We start from the raw sequence: 18,573 nt of genomic DNA, 5'->3' as shown, positions 1-18,573 counted from the left end.
GCCTTATATGGCGGCTTTAGCGGAGCTTGAGCACCAGATGGCAGACTCAACGGCAGATAGAGGCAAAGTCCTTTCCGCCGAGGCCGACGACCATTTCCACGACGAATGCGGCGTGTTCGGCATCTTCGGCCGGCAGGACGCGGCAGCCATCGTCACACTCGGGCTGCACGCCCTGCAGCACCGCGGCCAGGAAGCCGCCGGCATCGTCTCCTATGACGGCACGCAGTTCCATGTCGAACGCCATGTCGGCCTGATCGGCGATACCTTCACCAAACAGCGCGTCATCGACAGCCTGCAAGGCAACCGCGCCATCGGCCACACGCGCTACGCCACCACGGGCGGCGCCGGCCTGCGCAACATCCAGCCCTTCTTCGCCGAGCTTGCCGATGGCGGCTTTGCCGTCGCCCATAACGGCAATCTGACCAACGCCATGACCGTGCAGCGCGCGCTGCAGAAGCAAGGCGCTATCTTCTCCTCGACCTCCGACACCGAGACGCTGCTGCATCTGGTCGCCACCAGCAAGGAGCGCGACCTCAACTCGCGCTTCATCGATGCGGTGCGGCAGGTCGAAGGCGCCTTCTCGCTGGTGGCGATGACCGCCAAGAAGATGATCGGCTGCCGCGATCCGCTCGGCATCCGGCCGCTGGTGCTGGGCGACCTCGACGGCGCCTGGATCCTCGCCTCCGAAACCTGCGCGCTCGACATCATCGGCGCCCGCTTCGTGCGCGACATCAAGCCGGGCGAAATGGTGGTCATCACCGCCAAGGGCATCGAGAGCCTGTTCCCGTTCGAGCCGCAGAAGACCCGCTTCTGCATCTTCGAATATGTCTATTTCGCGCGGCCTGACTCCTCGGTCGAAGGCCGCAATGTCTACGAAGTGCGCAAGCGCATCGGGGCGGAACTGGCGCAGGAAAACCCGGTCGAGGCCGACATCGTCGTGCCGGTGCCGGATTCCGGCACGCCGGCCGCGATCGGCTTTTCCCAGGCCGCGGGCATTCCCTTCGAGCTCGGCATCATCCGCAACCATTATGTCGGGCGCACTTTCATCCAGCCGGGCGATTCCATCCGCCACATGGGCGTGAAGCTGAAGCACAACGCCAACCGCCGCATGATCGAGGGCAAGCGGGTGGTGCTCGTCGACGATTCCATCGTGCGCGGCACCACCAGCCAGAAGATCGTGCAGATGGTGCGCGATGCCGGCGCCAGGGAAGTGCATATGCGCATAGCCTCGCCGCCGACCAGCGCGTCCTGCTTTTATGGCGTCGACACGCCGGAGAAGTCGAAGCTCTTGGCATCGCGCATGTCGGTCGAGGAGATGGCCGAGTTCATCCGCGTCGATTCGCTCGGCTTCCTGTCGATCGACGGGCTCTACCGCGCCGTCGGCGAGGCCGGCCGCGACAACGAGCAACCGCAATTCTGCGACGCCTGCTTCACCGGACAATACCCCACCCGCCTGCTCGACTTCGAAGGCCACGACAATGTGCGCACGCTGTCGCTGCTGGCGAATAGCGGGGCGTAGGCCGCATCACCTTACGGAACTGCCTGCATGACCCTCGACCTTTCCGGCCGCGTCGCGGTCGTAACCGGCGCCTCGCGCGGTATCGGCTATTTCATCGCCAGGGAGTTGGCGGCAGCCGGCGCGCATGTGATCGCGGTGGCGCGCACGGTCGGCGGGCTGGAAGAGCTGGACGACCAGATCAAGGCCGATGGCCGCGGCCAGGCGACGCTGGTGCCGCTCGATCTTGCCGACATGGCCGGCATCGACCGTCTGGGCGGCGCCATCCACGAGCGCTGGGGCAAGCTGGATATCCTGGTTGCCAATGCCGGCGTGCTTGGCGTGATCTCGCCGATCGGCCATGTCGAAGCCAAGACCTTCGAGAAGGTGATGACCATCAACGTCACCTCGACCTGGCGGCTGATCCGTTCGGTCGACCCGCTGCTCAGGCTCTCCGATGCCGGCCGCGCCATCATTCTCTCCTCCAACACGGCGCATTCGGCGCGCGCCTTCTGGGCGCCCTATGCGGCTTCCAAGGCGGCGGTCGAAACGATGATGCGTTCCTGGGCGCATGAGACCGAGACCCTGGCACTGCGGGTGAACGCCGCCGATCCGGGCGCGACCCGGACCGCGATGCGTGCGCAGGCCATGCCCGGCGAGGATCCGGAGACACTGCCGCATCCGTCCGAGATCGCCAGGCGCATCGTGCCGCTGGCCAGCCCCGAACTGAAGGAAACCGGGCTGATCTTCCAGGCCAAGCACAACCGCTTCGTCGCCTACCGTCAGCCGGAATAACCTTGAGTGTTAGGCGGATGAAATAGCGCCGCGGCTACGTTCTTCGAATGTAGGACATTCGAAGCCGGAGGGCCGACATGCGCAGACTTCTTCTCGTTGCCGCCACCGCCGGCATCACCAAGCAGACGGCGCTGACTGAATAGGGCGAGACGATCAACGGCCGCGGCGACACGCCGAACCGCCACGGCATGCTGACCGGCTCCAAGCCAGACGGCGCCAGGATCGCAGACCAGACCTGCGGCGACTGGACGATGAGCGGCGCCAGGGCGCCGCCATGATGGGCCATCACGATCGCACCGGGCTCGACGATTCGGCGGCGGCGAAGTCGTGGAATTCCTCGCATGCCTCGCGCGGCGGCTGCAGCCAGGAGGCGCTCAAGGGCACCGGTGGCGACGGGCGGTTCTACTGCTTCGCGGTCGAGTGAGCCGGGTCGCGACCCTCTATTCACGGGTCTGTGACCGGGGCGGCGAAAGCGTGTGCCGCCGCCCCGCTTTCGCCGCCCCAAGGGAGTTGCTAGGATCGGTCCGACTCCGACATTTCAGCAAAGCGAGGAATTCCCATGGCTGCTACTCCCAGCGTAGCGTTGGTCTGGTATCTGGTGATTGCCGGCCCGCAAGGCGGCATGGTGGTGCTGCCCAGCACCTTCGACACCCGCGAACAGTGCACCAACGCCGTCACCGAATATCAGAAGCAGCCGACGCCTCAGGGCTGGGCCGTGCAATGCGTGCCGAGCGCCTCGCCTTTCACCGATGAAGGGGATGCGGAGACGCCGTCGGCTCAGTAGCGCGAGGCGTCGGCGCTGCTGATCTCCTCCCTTGGGGAGATTGGCAGTGTCAACGCCCTGCGCTCACCGTCAACGTCGGCTTGTTGTTGATCGTCTGGAACACCACGCAATAGCGCTCGGTGAGCTTCATGAGCGAATCGATGCGCTCCTGCGGCTCGTCGGTGTCGAGGTTGAATTTCAGCCTTATCTCGCGAAAACCGACCGGCGCGTCGCGGGCGACGCCGAGCGTGCCGCGGAAATCGAGGTCGCCCTCGGCCTCGACTGTGGCGTTGCCGAGCTTGAACTCCAGCGCTGTCGCCACAGCTTTCAACGTCACGCCGGCGCACGCGACCAGCGCTTCCAGAAGCATGTCGCCCGAGCATAGCTCGAGGCCCGAGCCGCCGGTGGCCGGATGAAGCCCGGCGACAGCGAGCGCCCTGCCCGTCTCCACCTTGCAGGCAATCGACTGATCGTCGAGCGTTCCGCGCGCCTTGAGCGTGATCAGCGCCCTGGCGGCGTCGTCGCGATAGGCTTCCTTCAGCGGAGCCTGCATGGCCTTGAGTGCGGTCGCGTCCATTGCCTGTCCTTTTCGTCGACTTGTTGCTGCATCGGCATTCGCCGTCCGATCGAGATTTGCCCCGATCGATCGGCAAGGCAATGCATTTATCCCTGCCGCCGTTGCGGCCCAGGTCTTCGCCATTGAAGGGAACGGCGGGCGGCCCTGCTTGCTTGGTCCGTGGCAATCCGCGAAAACATTCCCTCTGCTTGACTTGTTCCAGCCGGCACCCGGGTATCCCAAATGGGACATTGACGGACGACGCCCCGAAAAAGTCTGATCCGGGCGAGTGTCGTCCGCCATTTTCCGGTGCCCCCACATGCCACGTACCCTTTCGACGAAGCCGAAACAGGACGGATTTCGCGCACCCGGCGAGTTCGAGCCCAAATCAGGGTGTTGGCTGATCTGGCCGGAGCGGCCGGACACCTGGCGCCTCGGCGCCAAGCCGGCGCAGAAGCTGTTTGCCAATGTCGCAGCGGCGATCGCGCAAAGCGAGCCGGTGACGGTGGCGGCATCCAGCCGGCAGTGGCAGAACGCCAGGACCCGGTTGCCGGAGCATGTGCGCGTGGTGGAGATGTCCACCAACGATTCCTGGCTGCGCGACAGCGGCCCGAATTTCGTCGCCAACGATCAAGGCTCCGTGCGCGGCGTCGATTGGACCTTCAACGCCTATGGCGGTTTCGATGGCGGGCTCTACGCGCCATGGGACCTGGACGACCTGGCGGCGCAAAAGGTGCTCGAAATCGAGAGGATGGATCGTTATCGCGCGCCGCTGATCGCCGAGGGCGGAGGCCTGCAATGCGACGGACAGGGCACGCTCATCACGACGGAGCAATGCCTGCTCAATCGAAATCGCAACGCCCATCTCGGCAAGGCCGAGGTGGAACGGCAACTGGGCGACTATCTCGGCGTCGACACCATCATCTGGCTGCCCCGCGGCTTTGCGTTCGACGAGACGGACGGCCATGTCGACGATGTCTGCTGCTTCGTGCGCCCCGGCGTGGTCGCGTTGAGCTGGACCGACAATCGCGACGATCCGCAATATGAGATCGTGCGGGAAGCCGAGGAAGTGCTGCGCTCGGCCCGCGACGCGCGTGGCCATGCCCTCGAGGTGCATCGTCTGCCTCATCCCATGCCGATCGAGATGACGCCGGAAGAAAGCGAGAGCCTGGACCGGCTCGATTCGACCTGGGCGCGACCGGCCGGCAACCGGATCGCGGCGAGCTACATCAACTACTATCCGGGCAACAGCGTCGTGGTCGTGCCAGAGTTCGGCTCCGGCCTCGATGTGAAGGCAAAGGCAAAGCTGGCCGAGCTGTTCCCCGACCACAGAATAGTCGGCATCGAGGACTCCCGCGAGATTTTGCTGGGTGGCGGCAATGTCGCCTGCATCACCTTGCCGGTCTATGCCCCACAACGACGTTGAGCGAAGGCGAACGCCGGCTAACCGGCCGCGAAACGGAACTGAGGGCTGAGCGATCCATCGGTGCCAGCCCAGGCGAAAAGGAGGAGATTCATGCGCATCCTGATCCTGTCAACGCTGCTTGCCGGGCTCGCCTGCGGCATCGCCAGCACGGCTTCGGCGGACGAGGAAAAAGTCGTCAACGTCTACAACTGGTCGGACTACATCGCGCCGGACACCGCCGAGAAGTTCGAGAAGGAGACGGGCATCAAGGTTCGCTACGATGTCTATGACGGCAACGAGGTGCTCGAGACAAAGCTGCTCACCGGCGGCTCCGGATATGACGTGGTCTATCCTTCGGCCTATCCGTTCCTGAAGAACCAGGTGAAGGCGGGAGCCTTCCTGGAGCTCGACAGGTCCAAGCTCGCAAACCACGCGAAGATCGATCCGCAGGCTCTTTCGCTGATCGCCGGCGCGGACCCGCAAAACAAGCATGCCGTGCCCTATATGGCCGTCACCGACGGCATCGGCTACAAAGTCGCCGCGGTGAAGCAGCGGCTGCCCGACGCGCCGACAAATTCCTTCGCCATGGTCTTCGACGTCGACGTCGTCAAGAAGCTCTCCGATTGCGGCGTGGCGATGATCGACGCGCCGGCTGAAGTCATTCCGATGGCGCTGAATTATCTTCATATCGACCCGCGGTCGACCAGTCCCGACGACCTCGCCAAGGTCGAGGAACTGATGGCCAAGGTGCGGCCCTACATCCGCTATTTCCACTCCTCGAAATACATAAACGACCTGGCGAACGGCGACATCTGCGTCGTGCTTGGCTGGTCGGGCGACATACTTCAGGCAAGGACGCGTGCCGCCGAATCCACCAAGAAGCTGGAGATCGCCTATTCCATTCCGAAGGAAGGCACGCTCATCAACTTCGATACGATGGCGGTGCCGAAGGATGCGCCGCACCCCGACAACGCCATGGCCTGGATCAACTTCAACCTGCGGCCCGATATTGCCGCTGCCAACTCCAGCTATGTCTCCTATGCCAACGCGATACCGGATTCCCTGCCGCTGATGGACAAGGCGATAGCCAGCGACCCCGGTGTCTTTCCTCCCGACGACGTGAAGGCCAAGCTGTTCGTGGTCGACAACAGCGACGCGAAGCTGCTGCGGTCTCAAAATCGTATGTGGACGCGTGTGGTGACGGGGCAGTAGGGCCGGCGCGCAACATCAGTTGCGCGCGGCCTCGCGAACGGCTGCCAGCAACTCCACCTGGGAGTGCACACCGAGCTTGCGGTAGATCTGCTTGATGTGGTTGCGGGCCGTGCCCGGCGAAATGGAAAGGCTCCGCGCGATGGTCTTGGCGTTGCCGCCGTCGATCAGGTGCCGCGCGATCTCGCTCTCGCGCGCGCTGAGCAGGGACCGCGCGGCTTCGACTGCCCCGCCCTTGTCCCGGAGGCGGCACAAGTGAAACAATCTTTCCAGAACCAGCTTCGTTGCGCCGCACGCGGCGCAGGCGAGCGCCAGGTCCTGCTCGCCAAAGGGCGGCGCGCCGTTGCGCCGCAGAAAGGTGACATAACCGGCGGTCAGCCTGTCGAGATTGAACACGCCGGTTATCTCGTCGAAGCTGTCGGAGGGGCCATAGAATTCGCGGTAATAGGGCGAGCGCTGAAAATCGCCGCTGCGGAGAGCCGATAACGGCAACAGGAAATCCTGCCGGCTGCTGGCGAACCGCTGGAAGAAGGGGTCCAGCCGGTAGACGCGGGCGTCGTAGTCACGGTTCCAGCGATCGGGGCCGGCGTCATCGATCGTCAGGGAGGTGATGTCACGGCGATAGAAGCCGACATAGACGCGATCGGAGCCGAGCAGCACGCCCGCCGCCGCGGTGAAGCGGGCCGACAATTCCTCGGGCGTTGCAGCGCCGGCCGCGGCGGCGACGCCGCCGCTCCAGCTTGCAAATCGGTCCAGGGAAAAATTCGCGAGCATTCGCGCCTAGCCTAGCGCATGCCGCCGCAAGTTCAACCTGGCGAATGGCGGCAAGGCGGCCCGGTATGGCTGCCTCAGGCACAGTGACGGATTGCGAGAGCGAGTAGTTGCTTTGACTTCACAGACCCAGGCCATACCTATTGCGAAACCCCTTTGCGGAGGCATCATGAGGTCCAAGCTGAGACTCGTCCCCTTCATCCTGCTGGCGTTCGCCGCCTTCTCACAGCCGGGCGTCGCCGCCGAAGCACCCGAGCGCTCGGCGCCCGAGGGTGGTGTGCTTTCTCTCCTGCCGCCGCCTCAGGTGACCGAGCATTCGATCACGCTCGCCGGGCGCAAGCTGGATTACCAGGCCAAGGCCGGCACGCTGTCGCTCTTGTCCGGCAAGGGCGACGTCACGGCCGAGATTTTCTATGTCGCCTACACGCAGCAGTCGCCTGCGCCGGCGAAGGACCGGCCGATCACCTTCGTCTTCAACGGCGGACCGGGCGCGGCATCGGCTTACCTGCATCTCGGCGCGATCGGGCCGCGCATCGTCGAGACCGCCGCCGACGGCGAGTTCCTGCGGCCGCCGCAAAAGCTCATCGACAATCCCGACAGCTGGCTCGACATGAGCGATCTCGTCTTCGTCGATCCGGTCGGCACCGGCTACAGCCGCGAGGCGCCAGGGCATGAGCCGAAGGAATTCTGGAGCGTCGACGCCGACGCCAGCTCGGTCGGCGCCTTCATCCGCCTCTATCTGGCGCAGAACGGCCGCAGCGGATCGCCGCTGTTCCTCGCCGGCGAGAGCTATGGCGGTTTTCGCGCCGCGCTGCTCGCCCGCACACTGCAGGAGGATGTTGGGTTGAGCCCCAGCGGCGTCGTGCTGATCTCGCCAGCGCTGGAATTCATGCTGGTGCGCCCCGATCAGTTCGACCAGTTGCATTGGGCGCTGGAATTGCCTTCGCTGGCGGCGACACGCCTGAAGGGCGACGGCGTCAGCGGTGATGCGTTGCGCGACAGGCTGGCCGAGGTCGAGCACTACGCGCTCGGCGATTATCTGACGGCGCTGAACAGCGGGCTGGAGCAAGGCGGCAAGCTCGCCAGCGGTCGCGTTTCGGAGATCACCGGCTTGCCGCTCGAGCTCGTCCAACGCAATTTCGCCCGCATCCCCATCGGGCTTTTCGCCAAGGAATTCCAGCGCGCCACGGGCAAGGTGCTCAGCCCTTACGACGCCACCATCGGCACCGCCGACATCGCGCCGCAAAGCGCGCGTGACGTGGGCCCCGACCCGGTGCTCGACCGCAGCATTCCAGCGCTGACATCCGCCTTCGTCGCCTATGCCCGCGACGAGCTCAACTACCGCACCGATGTCAGCTACCGGCTGCTCAACGGCGAGATCAGCCGCAGTTGGGATTACGGCACATCGGGCCAGGGTTATGCCGGCGTGATGAACGACCTGCAGCGGGCGCGTTCGCTCAACCCTGCCCTCGGCGTCGTCATCGTCAACGGCTACACCGACCTCGTCACACCCTATCTCGCCTCGCGCTACCTGGTGAATCAGGTTCCCTCGCTCGCCGACGCCAAGCCGATCCGCCTCGACGTCGTCGAGGGCGGCCACATGATGTATCTGCGGCCGGATGGGCGACGCGCGCTGAAGGACGCGGCATCGGAGCTCTATCAGGCGACGCAGTAGTCCCCCGACCGGCCTTCGGCGAACGACCTGCGCCAACGCAAGTGCCGCGGTGGAGCAGCGCCGTGCAAGCTTTCGCCCTTATAGCTGGAGCAGCGGTCCCGACTGGAGCGGAACCGCTTTCCACGCAACCACGCTGAAACCGCATGGCCGATATCGTCGTCCTCGAAAGCCGCGAAAGGGTGCTGGCCGGCATCCTGTTCACGGCCGCCGCCTATTTCCTGTTTTCGGCGCAGGATGCCTCGATCAAGCTCCTGGTCGTCGGCATGACGGTCTGGCAGATCATGTTCGTCCGCTCGATCACGGTGCTCGTCGCCTGCGGCGCGATCGGCGGCAGGCGGCTGTTCGCCGAAACGATCGACTCGCCGATCGTCAAGCCGATGCTGGTGCGCAGCGCCTTCACGCTGGCCGCCTGGCTTTGCTATTACAACGCCGCGCGCTCGCTGCAGCTCGCCGAGCTCACCACCATCTATTACGCAGCACCGATCATCGTCACCGTGCTGTCGGTGCTGATCCTGGGCGAGACGGTGCCGCTGCTGCGCTGGCTGGCGGTGTTCATCGGTTTCGTCGGCGTCTTCATCGCCTGCGATCCAAGCCGGCTCGGCCTCTCGCTGCCGGTGCTCCTGGTGCTGGCGGCGGCCGTCCTTTGGGGGATCGCCGTCGTGCTGCTGCGCAAGACCGCCATGCAGGAGCGCACTATGATCCAGCTCGTGCTCAACAATTTCTATTTCCTGCTCTTTTCGGCCGTGCCGGCGCTGATCTGGTGGCATATGCCGGACGGAACGCAGTTCCTTTTGCTCATCAGCGTCGGCGCGCTCGGCGGCGTAGCGCAATACATGCTGTTCGAGGGCATGAAGCGCGCGCCGGTGTCGATCGTGGCGCCGTTCGAGTACACATCGCTGGTCTGGGCCTTCGCGCTGGGCTACGCCATCTGGGGCGACCTGCCGCGCACGGAAGTGTTCATGGGCGCGGCGCTGATCATCGGCGCCGGCCTGCTCATCGTCGGCAACGAGCGTTTCCGCAAACGGGAGCAGGCCTGATGACAGAAGGCTGTCAGGAGCAACGGGGTAAGCTGGCGCCATGACAGATACGCTCGACATGCCGGAAAAGCTTGTGCCTGTCGCCGACGTGGCCGCCGAGCGCACGCTCGGCATCATCCTGGTGTCGGCCTCGGCGATCGCCTTCGCGCTGACCGGCGTGCTGACCAAGTCGATCCATGCCGATCCGCTGACCATCACCTGCTGGCGTGGTTTTTTCGGCTCGATCCTGATCAGCTTCTACGTGCTGTGGCGCCGCCAGCGCTCGGGCGGACGCGAAAGCCTGAAACTCGGCTGGCGCGGCTGGCTGCTGGCGGTCGAAGGGGCAGCGGCCAGCATCGCCTTCATCTCGGCCTTCAAATTCACCTATGTCGCCAATGTCGCGGTCATCTACGCGACCTCGCCCTTCATCGCGGCGCTGCTCGCTTTCCTGTTGGTGCGGGAGAAATTCCGGCTGCAGACGATGCTGGCGGCGGCCGTATCGCTGTGCGGCGTCGCCATCATGGTGGGCGCCGGCCTCGGCAACGGGCACCTGTTCGGGGATGGGCTGGCGCTTTTGATGACCGCCGGCAGCGCGCTTTACATGATCATGGTGCGCGCTTTTCGCGATTCGCCGGTCGTCTGGGCGGGCGCTGTCTCGGCCTTCCTGCTTTTCGTGTTCGGCTGGTTCGTCACCGATCCGCTGGCCGTGTCCACCCGCGACATGGCGCTGCTCGCCACTTTCGGCTGCTCTTTCGCGCTGGCTTCGATCCTGTGGACGGAAGGGTCGCGGCTGATCCCGTCGGCGGAAGCCGGGCTGCTGGGCTCGGCCGAGGTGCCGTTCGCCATCCTTTTTGCCCTGCTTTTCCTCGGCGAAATCCCGCCGATGGCTAGCATCATCGGCGGCGCTATCGTGCTTTGCGCGGTTTTCGCGCATGCCGGCCGCGACTGGTTGAAGGCGAAATCGGCGCGCTCGTAAATTATTTTCGCAGTCATGGAACCATCATCCGAGTCAGGCATTGTTGGTTCGACGGGTCACCCCCCAAGTCCCCCCAAACCCCTCGACCCGTCCGACTAGAAGCCGACCCGCAAAAAGGTCGGCTTTTTCTTTGGGAATTGCTTCGGGAACTCCCGGGACATGGCGGCACGGTTTCCATTCAGGACAAGGCCAGGCCGCCGCCGAGAAGCTGCGCCAAATCCCGCGCCGGGCGAGGAGCCTCGCGGCCGAGCCGGATGGCGAAATCGGCAACCGGCAGCGGCGGGAGGTCGAGATCGGCGGATGCCTCGACGATGCCGGAATGGGCGAAACGCCGGGTGCGCGGCGTCAGCGCGATGCCGGCATTGACCGCGCTGCGCAGGCCGGCAAGGCTGGCGCTGCCGGCGGCGATGCGATAACGGCGGCCGGCCGCGTCGAGCGCATTGAGCGCCGCTTCCCTGAAGCCGCAATAGGGATCGAGCAGGGCCAGCGGCACCGTGTCCTGCCGCGCCGCCAGGCCTTTTTCCGAGCAGAGCCACAGCATCGGCTCGCTGATCACGGCCGTTTCATCCGGTGATGGGGCATGGCGCATGGTGATCGCGAGGTCCAACTGGCCCGCCTGCAGCGCCGATCCGAGTTCCAGCGAGCGGCCGACGCGCAGCTCGATCCTGACGCGCGGATGGCTGACGGCGAAGGACCGGAGCAGGTCCGGCAGCCCTTGATCGGCGAAATCCTGCGTCGTGCCGATGGCGATGCGGCCGCCGGCGCGCGCGCCTTTCAGCGCCAGCCAGGCCTCGGTATGCACGGCAAGGATGCGCCGCGCATGGCCGACGAGGTCCTCGCCGGCCGGGGTCAGCCCGCGTCCCCTGCCCTGCGGGGTGAGCAGCGGCTCGCCGACGATCTCTTCGAGCCTTTGCATCTGTGCGGTCACCGCCGACGGCGTGCGCCCGACAGTGGACGCGGCCCTGGCCAGCGAGCCGCCGTCGACGAAAGCGAGGAAGGTTTTCAGAAGATCGGGATCGAGCGTTTCCATACTTCGACAATATCGAAGTAATTATCAAAAACAATTCGATTTTATTGACGCATGGATACGCCCATATCTCTCCCATCGAAGGCGCGACGCGCGAAACCGAAGGAGAAAAGAAATGCCGATCATCAACATCAGCATCACCGGCAAGCCCGACGCCAAGCTGTCCGCGGCAATCGCCAAGGAGGCCACCGACATCACCGCCAGGGAGCTGGGCAAGGATCCGACGATCACCGCGGTCGCGGTCAACTACATCGACCCGCGGCACTGGTTCGCCGGCGGCAAGTCGCTGGCCGAGCACGGCGCCAACACGTTCTGGCTGGACATCAAGGTCGTCGACGGCACCAACACCAAGCTCGAGCTCGAAGCCTATCTGAAGGCGATCTTCGAGGCTTTCGGCCGGCTGCCTGGCGGTGTGCATGAGGAAAGCTATGCCTTCGTGCATGAGGTGCCGGCGGCGGCCTATGGCTATGGCGGCAAGAGCCAGGAGTTCCGGTTCATCAGCGGGAGGCTGAAGGCAGTATAGGGTGTTTCGCTCCGCCGCCTGTCTGCACGGTACGCTATCTCGCGGGAGGATGAAGCCTGGTATCCAGCGCGAAATCCTCCTGCAGGCGCGGCTTGTAGAGGCCGCTCGCGCGGCCGGGATCGAACACCAGGTTCCAGCTATGCTGGGACACGGCGCTCGGAATCAGAAATAAGGGGTGTTCCGCTAAGAGACCGTCGCCAAACTGTTGCTGCCCTGCGCTTGGAATGCCTGGCCGAAGCCAGCTTGCGTTTGGAATATCGCCGATTTCCACCACATGAATTTTTGAAGGATCGGCGATCTCGAATGCCGTCAGCACGTGGCGGACTGTATCGAGCGTGCGAAATCCCTTGTGGACCGCCACCTCGAGAATGGCGGTCGAAGGGTCAACGGACGCATATACGGCCCTGACGCCTTTGCTGTTCCACCTTCCCCCGAGTTTGAAGGCTCCCTCGCCGCTGTCCCAGCTTGCCTGGAAGCGTTTGTGATCAAGCCTCCAGCCGACGACATCGCCCGTTCCGAGAGAACCTGGCAAAGGCGTCACGCGTAGACACCGTAGTCGAGCCGTTCGAGAAATTCCTGCACAAGCAGGGTACCCGCCGCTGTGGCCAAGAGATCGATCGGCCGCCTGTTGTCCAACCCCATGGCGGGCTCAATCATCCATTTCTCGGCCGCTTCCTGGTTTCCGAAAACAGACGTGGCCTTGGTGAGAACCCTGGCGAAATTCCAGGTCCTTGAGCCTTGCTCCCGATTGAGCGACCGGGAGTGATCCGATTTGTGCCGCTGATATGTCCGCTCGCTCATGCCGAATGCCGCCTCGAAGGCATCTGCTTCAATGACGGTCAGTTGCCTGACGAGGCTTTCCAGAGCCTGGCTTGGAATTCCATGCAGGATCATTTCATGCGCCTCGAGCGGGCTGGATACCGAAGATCCAAGAACCTTCGGCCCGCCGAACAGGTCGATCAGCCGTTCGAACTCCGGCTCCATGTGTGGTGCTTCGGCAAACCCCGTCGGGAAACTGGCCATCTTTACTTCTCCGTCACGTGTCATTTTATTTACGACATGTGTCAGAGCCTTTCAAGTGGAGATCGAGGCACTGCTTCAGTCCGCATTGACCTTGCCCCCACTTCCGCTACCCTCTGCCGCCGAAGCGGCCGCCAAGAGCCGCGTCCTGGAGGAGACTGGGAGAGAGCGGCATGATCCTGACCCTGGCGCTGCTGGCGGGCCTTGTCTTTGCCTGGCTGCTGATCGCCGTGATCGAGCGGTTCCGGCTCGACCTGCGCTTCACCCAGGCGCTGCTCTATGTGCCGTTCAAGCTCGCCTATCGCATCGCCGACAACCGCATCCGCATTGCCCGCAGCGCGAAGACGCCGGTCATCTATGTGGTCTCGCACCAGTCGCGCATCGAGCCGGCGCTGATGCTGTCGCTGCTTCCCGACGACACGCTGCATATCCTGGACGAGGCCTCGGCGCGCTCGCCGTGGCTGGAGCCTTGGCGCGAGCTTGCCCGCACCATCGCCTTCAACGCCGAGCATCTCTTCGTCAGCCGGCGGCTGGTGCGCGTGCTGAAGGGCAAGGGGCGGCTCGCCGTCTACCTGCCCGACGATGTCGAGCCGGACGTCAAATCCTTCCGGCTGTTTCGCGCCATCACCCGCATCGCCATGCAGGCCGACGCACGCATCGTGCCGATCTTCGTCGCCGGCACACGCGACCTGCCGGTGTCGCTGACGCCGAAGGAGAAAGCGCCGCGCCACTGGTTCCCGCGGCTTTCGGTGAGCGTGCTGGAGCCGATGACCATCGCCGAGCTGGTGGCGCGCAACCCGGACATGGCCTCCAACACCAACGCGCTGTTCGACCGTTTCGCCGAAGCGCGGCTCTACGGCACCAATCTCGACCGCGGGCTGTTCCTTGCCATGCGCGATGCCGCCGATCGCGTCGGCCCCTCGCATCCGATCATCGAGGACGTGATTTCCGGCTCGCTCAGCTATCGCAAGCTGTTCATCGGCGCGCGCGTCCTCGGCCGCCATTTCGAGGTGGTGACAGCGCCCGGCGAAGCGGTCGGCGTGCTCCTACCCAACGCCAACGGCGTGGTGCTCACCTTCGTCGGCCTGATCTCGGCGGGCCGCGTCGCGGCGATGATCAACTACACCGCCGGCCCGGCGAGCGTGACCGCGGCGGTCCGCACCGCGGTGATCCGCACCGTGGTCTCATCCCGCGCCTTCATCGAAAAGGCCGCCATCGACGACATCGTCGCCGCGGTCGAAGCGGGCGGCGCCAAGATGCTGTGGCTGGAGGATGTGCGCGCCGGCGTGACGGCCCTGGACAAGGTCGCGGCCGCGCTTTTGTGGCGCCTGCCTTTGCAGCGGCAGCAGGCGGGCAAACCAGCTGTGATCCTGTTCACCTCCGGCTCGGAGGGCACGCCGAAGGCGGTGGTGCTGTCGAACCGCAACCTGCTTGCCAATGTCATGCAGGCCGAGGCACGCGTCTCCGTCTCGCCGGCCGACATTCTGCTCAACGTGCTGCCTGCGTTCCATTCCTTCGGGTTGACCGGCGGCACCATCCTGCCGCTGGTCCTGGGCGTAAAGCTGTTCCTCTACCCCTCGCCGCTGCACTACAAGATCATCCCCGAGATCGCCCGCAAGGTGAAGCCGACCGTGATGTTCGGCACCGACACTTTCCTCGCCAACTATGCCCGAACCGCCAAGGACGGCGACTTCTCCAGCCTGCGCTTCGTCGTGGCCGGCGCCGAAGCGGTGAAGCCGGAGACGCGGCGCACCTATCGCGACCGTTTCCAGGCCTCGATCGTCGAAGGTTTCGGGCTGACCGAGGCCGCGCCCGTGGTGGCGGTGAACACCGCCATCCACGGCCGCGACGGCACGGTCGGGCGGCCGCTGCCGGCGATCCGCATGAAACTGGAGCCGGTCGACGGCATCGCCGAAGGCGGCCGGCTGTGGCTCGACGGGCCGAACATGATGATGGGCTACATGACCGCCGACAGGCCGGGCGAATTGCAGCCGCTGGAAGGCTGGCACGACACCGGCGACATCGTCTCGATCGACCGCGAGGGCTTCATCGCCATTCGTGGCCGAGCCAAACGCTTCGCCAAGATCGCCGGCGAGATGGTGTCGCTGGGCGCCGTCGAGATGCTGGTGCAGTCGCTGTGGCCGGAAGAGCGCCACGCGGCGGTGGCCGTGCCCGACAAGAGGCGCGGCGAGCGCATCGTGCTGGTGACCACGGCCGACGACGCCAGCGCCGAGGAGTTGCGTCAGTTCGGCAAGAAGGCAGGCGCGGCCGAGCTGATGGTGCCGAACGACATCATCAAGGTCGACGAGATCCCGGTGCTGGGCTCGGGCAAGACGGATTACATATCGGCGCGCAAGCTTGCAATCGACCGGCTGGGGCTGAGCGCGGCTGCCTGATCTCCCCCTCAAGGGGGAAGATTACCAGCTACCCGATATCCGACGGCGGCACCTTCTCGCCTTCGCGCATGGCCCGCTTCGAATAGGCGCGCACCGAGAGTGGCAGGAAAAGCAGATAGCCGGCGACGGAAGCCGTCAGCGTGTACCAGGGATAGGCCATCAACAAGAGGATGTAGAGCACGACGCCGAGGATCACCGGCAGCACCCGATCGCCGGGTATCTTGACGCTCTTGCCCGAATAGACCGGCAGGCGGCTGACCAGCAGGAACGCCACCAATACGGTAAAGCCCGAGGCGACGAAGGCCGCCGGCCGGGTGGGCTCCAGCCCGAGCCGCAGGAAATAGAGATAGAGCGGCAGCATGACCAGCACAGCACCCGCCGGAGCCGGCACGCCGACGAAATATTCGGTCTGCCATGCAGGCTGGTCGGTGTCGTCGGCCAGCACGTTGAAACGGGCAAGCCGCATGCCGCAGGCGATGGTGAAGAGAAGTGCCGCGATCCACCCGGGCGAGCCGGCGCGATCGAGCAGGAAGGCGTAGAGCACCAGCGCCGGCGCCACCCCGAAATTGACGATATCGGCCAGCGAATCCATCTGCGCGCCGAATTTCGAGGTCGCCTTCAGCATGCGCGCCAGCCGCCCGTCGATGCCGTCGAGGAAGGCGGCAAGCAGCACCATGACCACCGCGATCTCGAAGCGGTTCTCGAAGGCGAAGCGGATGCCGGAAAGGCCGGCGCAGATGGCAAGCACCGTGACCAGGTTGGGCAGCACCATGCGCATCGGGATCTCGCGGATGCGCGGACCGCCGCTGGCATGGGCCTCGAATTTCTTGAACGGCGCGCCCAACGCTCAGGAAACCCTGACCAAGGGCGTGACCGCGGTGCCGCCGAATTCGGCAAGCACGGTCTCGCCGCCGACCGCCGTCTGGCCGACCGCGACGCGCGGCACGGCGCTCGACGGCAGGAAGACGTCGACGCGCGAGCCGAAGCGGATCAGGCCGAAACGCTCGCCGATCGCGATCGTACCGCCGGTCTCGGCCCAGCAGACGATGCGGCGCGCCACAAGGCCGGCGATCTGGACGGCGGCGATCGTGCCGTTCGGGCTGTCGATGACCAGGCCGTTGCGCTCGTTCTCGGCGCTTGCCTTGTCGAGCTCGGCATTGAGGAATTTCCCGGGCTTGTGCTCGATGCGCGTGATCCGGCCGCGCACCGGGGCGCGGTTGATGTGGCAGGAAAACACGTTCATGAACACCGAAATGCGGGTCATTTCGCCGGAGCCGAGGCCAAGCTCGCTCGGCGGCACGGCGGGCCCGACCGCCGAAATCACGCCATCGGCCGGGCTCACCACCAGCCGGTCGTCGACCGGCGTGACGCGCTCGGGATCGCGGTAGAAATAGACGCACCAGGCGGTGAGGATCAGCCCGATCCAGAACAGGATCGAGGAGAAATAGCCGAGAAACAGCGTCGCCGCGGCGAAGGCGGCGATAAAGGGATAGCCTTCGCGATGGATGGGAACGAACGTATTCTTGACCGAGTCGAGAAGCGTCATAGGGCTTGGGACGGTCCCTGTTTCAGGTTGCGCCTCAATAGCGGAAAGCCCCCCTCCCCGCAACGCAACAATGGAGGGAGGACAAGCCTGGACGGCAGCGCCGGCGCGCAAACCTGACTTTTGCTCCTGCTGTCGGAACTCGGCTCCGCCACGCGTCCTTGGCGAGAGGACACCCAAGGAGCCCGCAATGCCTTCGCCGAAATCGCCTGCAATGAGTGCCAAGATCGTCACAACAGGCCTCGCCTTCGGCGAGTCGCCGCGCTGGCATGATGGCCGGCTCTGGCTCTGCAACTGGGGCACCGGCGAGATCGTCGCTGTCGACGAGGATAGCCAGAGCGAAGTCATGCTCACCGTGCCGGTCATCCTGCCCTATTCGATCGACTGGTTGCCGGATGGCCGGCTGCTTATCGTCTCGGGCCGGGAAGGCCTGCTGCTCAGGCAGGAAGCAGACGGGACGCTCGTCACCCATGCCGATCTCAGACATCTGTCGAAGAACCCCTGGAACGAAATCGTCGTCGACGGGCGCGGCAACATCTACGTCAATGGAGGCGGTCCGGCGCCGGCGCCGGGCGAGCATTTCGGGCCGGGCACGATCGTGCTGGTCGCAGCGGACGGCAGCGTGCGGCAGGTCGCCGAGGACATCGCCTTCGCCAACGGCATGGCGGTGACGCCGGACAACAAGACACTGATCGTCGCCGAATCCCACGCCAACCGATTGACCGCCTTCGACATCGCCACCGATGGCGGCCTTTTCAACCGCCGCGTCTGGGCGCGCCTCGGGAACGATTATCCCGACGGCATTTGCATCGATGCGGAAGGCTGTGTCTGGTACGCTGATGTGCCCAACCGGCACTGCGTGCGTGTGCGCGAGGGGGGCGTGAAGCTCGACGGGATCGCGACCGATCGCGGCTGCTTTGCCTGCATGCTGGGCGGCGCCGACGGCAGGACGTTGTTCATCACCGCCGCCGAATGGCGCGGCTTCGAGCATATGGTCAGCGACGCCCGCACCGGCCAGGTGCTGAGCGCCGCTGTCTCCGTGTCCGGAGCCGGATGGCCTTACAGCTCCGGTACGCGCTGGTAGTTGGCGATGTCGGCCTTTACGCCGAGGCGCGCGATGGTTTCCTGCGCGCTGAAGGCGATGCGTTCATGCGCGGCCCTGACGATCGGCACCACCTTGTCGACGGCATCCTGGCTTTCCCACTCGACCATGGTGACGATGTTGAACTCGCCGGGGCCGGAGAACTGTTCGAGCAGGAAATCCTGCACGAAGCCATCCTGCTGGCGCAGCAGTTCGTGCGTCATGAAGACCTTGCCGAGGATTTCCGCGCGTGCCTCCGCCGGCACGACGAATTTGTCGACCCGGAACACGCTACCGGTGCGGTGATTTCTGGTGCTCATTT

19 protein-coding genes and 1 pseudogene are annotated in these 18,573 nt (G+C 65.0%); 12 read left to right on the top strand and 8 right to left on the bottom strand.

The window, feature by feature from the left end; translation table 11 throughout:
• Positions 1–37 precede the first annotated feature (37 nt).
• The 4 genes and pseudogenes from purF to FJW07_RS04095 all read left to right on the top strand — a co-directional run bounded on the left by purF (position 38) and on the right by FJW07_RS04095 (position 3,074).
• Complete coding sequence (gene purF / locus FJW07_RS04110; protein ID WP_140644466.1) at positions 38–1,519, top strand: amidophosphoribosyltransferase; 1,482 nt, start codon at positions 38–40, stop codon at positions 1,517–1,519.
• Positions 1,520–1,546: 27 nt separating this feature from the next.
• A complete protein-coding gene (locus tag FJW07_RS04105; RefSeq protein WP_140703142.1) occupies positions 1,547–2,290 on the top strand; it encodes an SDR family NAD(P)-dependent oxidoreductase in 744 nt (247 codons plus the stop codon).
• 110 nt (positions 2,291–2,400) lie between these two features.
• Positions 2,401–2,714 (top strand): annotated as a pseudogene (locus FJW07_RS04100) (hypothetical protein); the annotation flags it as partial.
• Between the two features lie 135 nt (positions 2,715–2,849).
• Positions 2,850–3,074, top strand: coding sequence for a hypothetical protein (locus FJW07_RS04095; RefSeq protein WP_027165524.1), 225 nt, complete (start codon positions 2,850–2,852; stop codon positions 3,072–3,074).
• 49 nt (positions 3,075–3,123) lie between these two features.
• On the opposite strand, the gene FJW07_RS04090 is transcribed toward FJW07_RS04095, so the two are convergent.
• Complete coding sequence (locus tag FJW07_RS04090) at positions 3,124–3,630, bottom strand: OsmC family protein (protein WP_140854659.1); 507 nt, start codon at positions 3,628–3,630, stop codon at positions 3,124–3,126.
• Positions 3,631–3,928: 298 nt separating this feature from the next.
• Here FJW07_RS04090 and aguA point away from each other — a divergent pair, with 298 nt between their 5' ends.
• Both aguA and FJW07_RS04080 read left to right on the top strand, forming a co-directional pair.
• Entirely contained in the window at positions 3,929–5,035 is a 1,107-nt protein-coding gene (gene aguA, locus FJW07_RS04085; protein ID WP_140854658.1) for an agmatine deiminase, read from the top strand.
• A gap of 90 nt (positions 5,036–5,125) precedes the next feature.
• Entirely contained in the window at positions 5,126–6,226 is a 1,101-nt protein-coding gene (locus tag FJW07_RS04080) for a polyamine ABC transporter substrate-binding protein (protein WP_140854656.1), read from the top strand.
• Between the two features lie 15 nt (positions 6,227–6,241).
• On the opposite strand, the gene FJW07_RS04075 is transcribed toward FJW07_RS04080, so the two are convergent.
• A complete protein-coding gene (locus tag FJW07_RS04075) occupies positions 6,242–6,997 on the bottom strand; it encodes a LuxR family transcriptional regulator (protein ID WP_140854654.1) in 756 nt (251 codons plus the stop codon).
• A gap of 166 nt (positions 6,998–7,163) precedes the next feature.
• Between FJW07_RS04075 and FJW07_RS04070 the strand changes: the two genes are divergently transcribed.
• The 3 genes from FJW07_RS04070 (at position 7,164) to FJW07_RS04060 (ending at position 10,661) form a co-directional block, all read left to right on the top strand.
• Entirely contained in the window at positions 7,164–8,669 is a 1,506-nt protein-coding gene (locus tag FJW07_RS04070; RefSeq protein WP_140854652.1) for a peptidase S10, read from the top strand.
• Between the two features lie 143 nt (positions 8,670–8,812).
• Positions 8,813–9,706: a DMT family transporter gene (locus FJW07_RS04065; protein ID WP_140854650.1), complete on the top strand. Its 894-nt coding sequence runs from the start codon at positions 8,813–8,815 to the stop codon at positions 9,704–9,706.
• Positions 9,707–9,746: 40 nt separating this feature from the next.
• Positions 9,747–10,661, top strand: coding sequence for a DMT family transporter (locus FJW07_RS04060; protein WP_246680649.1), 915 nt, complete (start codon positions 9,747–9,749; stop codon positions 10,659–10,661).
• A 178-nt stretch (positions 10,662–10,839) separates the two neighbouring features.
• Here FJW07_RS04060 and FJW07_RS04055 read toward each other — a convergent pair whose 3' ends face one another.
• A complete protein-coding gene (locus FJW07_RS04055) occupies positions 10,840–11,691 on the bottom strand; it encodes a LysR substrate-binding domain-containing protein (protein ID WP_140854648.1) in 852 nt (283 codons plus the stop codon).
• Between the two features lie 112 nt (positions 11,692–11,803).
• Here FJW07_RS04055 and FJW07_RS04050 point away from each other — a divergent pair, with 112 nt between their 5' ends.
• Positions 11,804–12,211, top strand: a complete 408-nt coding sequence (locus FJW07_RS04050) for a 4-oxalocrotonate tautomerase family protein (protein ID WP_140854646.1) — start codon at positions 11,804–11,806, stop codon at positions 12,209–12,211.
• Between the two features lie 34 nt (positions 12,212–12,245).
• On the opposite strand, the gene FJW07_RS04045 is transcribed toward FJW07_RS04050, so the two are convergent.
• Entirely contained in the window at positions 12,246–12,752 is a 507-nt protein-coding gene (locus tag FJW07_RS04045) for an RES domain-containing protein (RefSeq protein ID WP_140854644.1), read from the bottom strand.
• Positions 12,749–13,234 (bottom strand): antitoxin Xre/MbcA/ParS toxin-binding domain-containing protein, encoded by a 486-nt coding sequence (locus tag FJW07_RS04040; RefSeq protein ID WP_140854642.1) that lies wholly within the window; start codon positions 13,232–13,234, stop codon positions 12,749–12,751. Before FJW07_RS04040 ends, FJW07_RS04045 begins: the two co-directional genes overlap by 4 nt.
• A 170-nt stretch (positions 13,235–13,404) precedes the next feature.
• Here FJW07_RS04040 and FJW07_RS04035 point away from each other — a divergent pair, with 170 nt between their 5' ends.
• Complete coding sequence (locus tag FJW07_RS04035; protein WP_140854640.1) at positions 13,405–15,627, top strand: AMP-binding protein; 2,223 nt, start codon at positions 13,405–13,407, stop codon at positions 15,625–15,627.
• Positions 15,628–15,655: 28 nt separating this feature from the next.
• Here the strand turns inward: FJW07_RS04035 and FJW07_RS04030 are convergent, their stop codons facing one another.
• Entirely contained in the window at positions 15,656–16,399 is a 744-nt protein-coding gene (locus FJW07_RS04030; protein ID WP_246672372.1) for a phosphatidylcholine/phosphatidylserine synthase, read from the bottom strand.
• 75 nt (positions 16,400–16,474) lie between these two features.
• On the bottom strand, positions 16,475–17,404 hold the full coding sequence (locus FJW07_RS04025; RefSeq protein WP_281405323.1) for a phosphatidylserine decarboxylase: 930 nt from the start codon (positions 17,402–17,404) through the stop codon (positions 16,475–16,477).
• Between FJW07_RS04025 and FJW07_RS04020 the strand changes: the two genes are divergently transcribed.
• Entirely contained in the window at positions 17,385–18,254 is an 870-nt protein-coding gene (locus tag FJW07_RS04020) for an SMP-30/gluconolactonase/LRE family protein (RefSeq protein WP_181182571.1), read from the top strand. The two genes, FJW07_RS04025 and FJW07_RS04020, sit on opposite strands and share 20 nt — an antisense overlap.
• Here the strand turns inward: FJW07_RS04020 and FJW07_RS04015 are convergent.
• Positions 18,230–18,571, bottom strand: coding sequence for an antibiotic biosynthesis monooxygenase (locus tag FJW07_RS04015; protein WP_140644452.1), 342 nt, complete (start codon positions 18,569–18,571; stop codon positions 18,230–18,232). The two genes, FJW07_RS04020 and FJW07_RS04015, sit on opposite strands and share 25 nt — an antisense overlap.
• Positions 18,572–18,573 lie beyond the last annotated feature (2 nt).

Origin of the sequence: Mesorhizobium sp. B3-1-9, assembly GCF_006439595.1 — a bacterium.
Taxonomy (GTDB): Bacteria; Pseudomonadota; Alphaproteobacteria; order Rhizobiales; family Rhizobiaceae; genus Mesorhizobium.
This window is presented reverse-complemented; position numbering and strand designations above follow the sequence as displayed.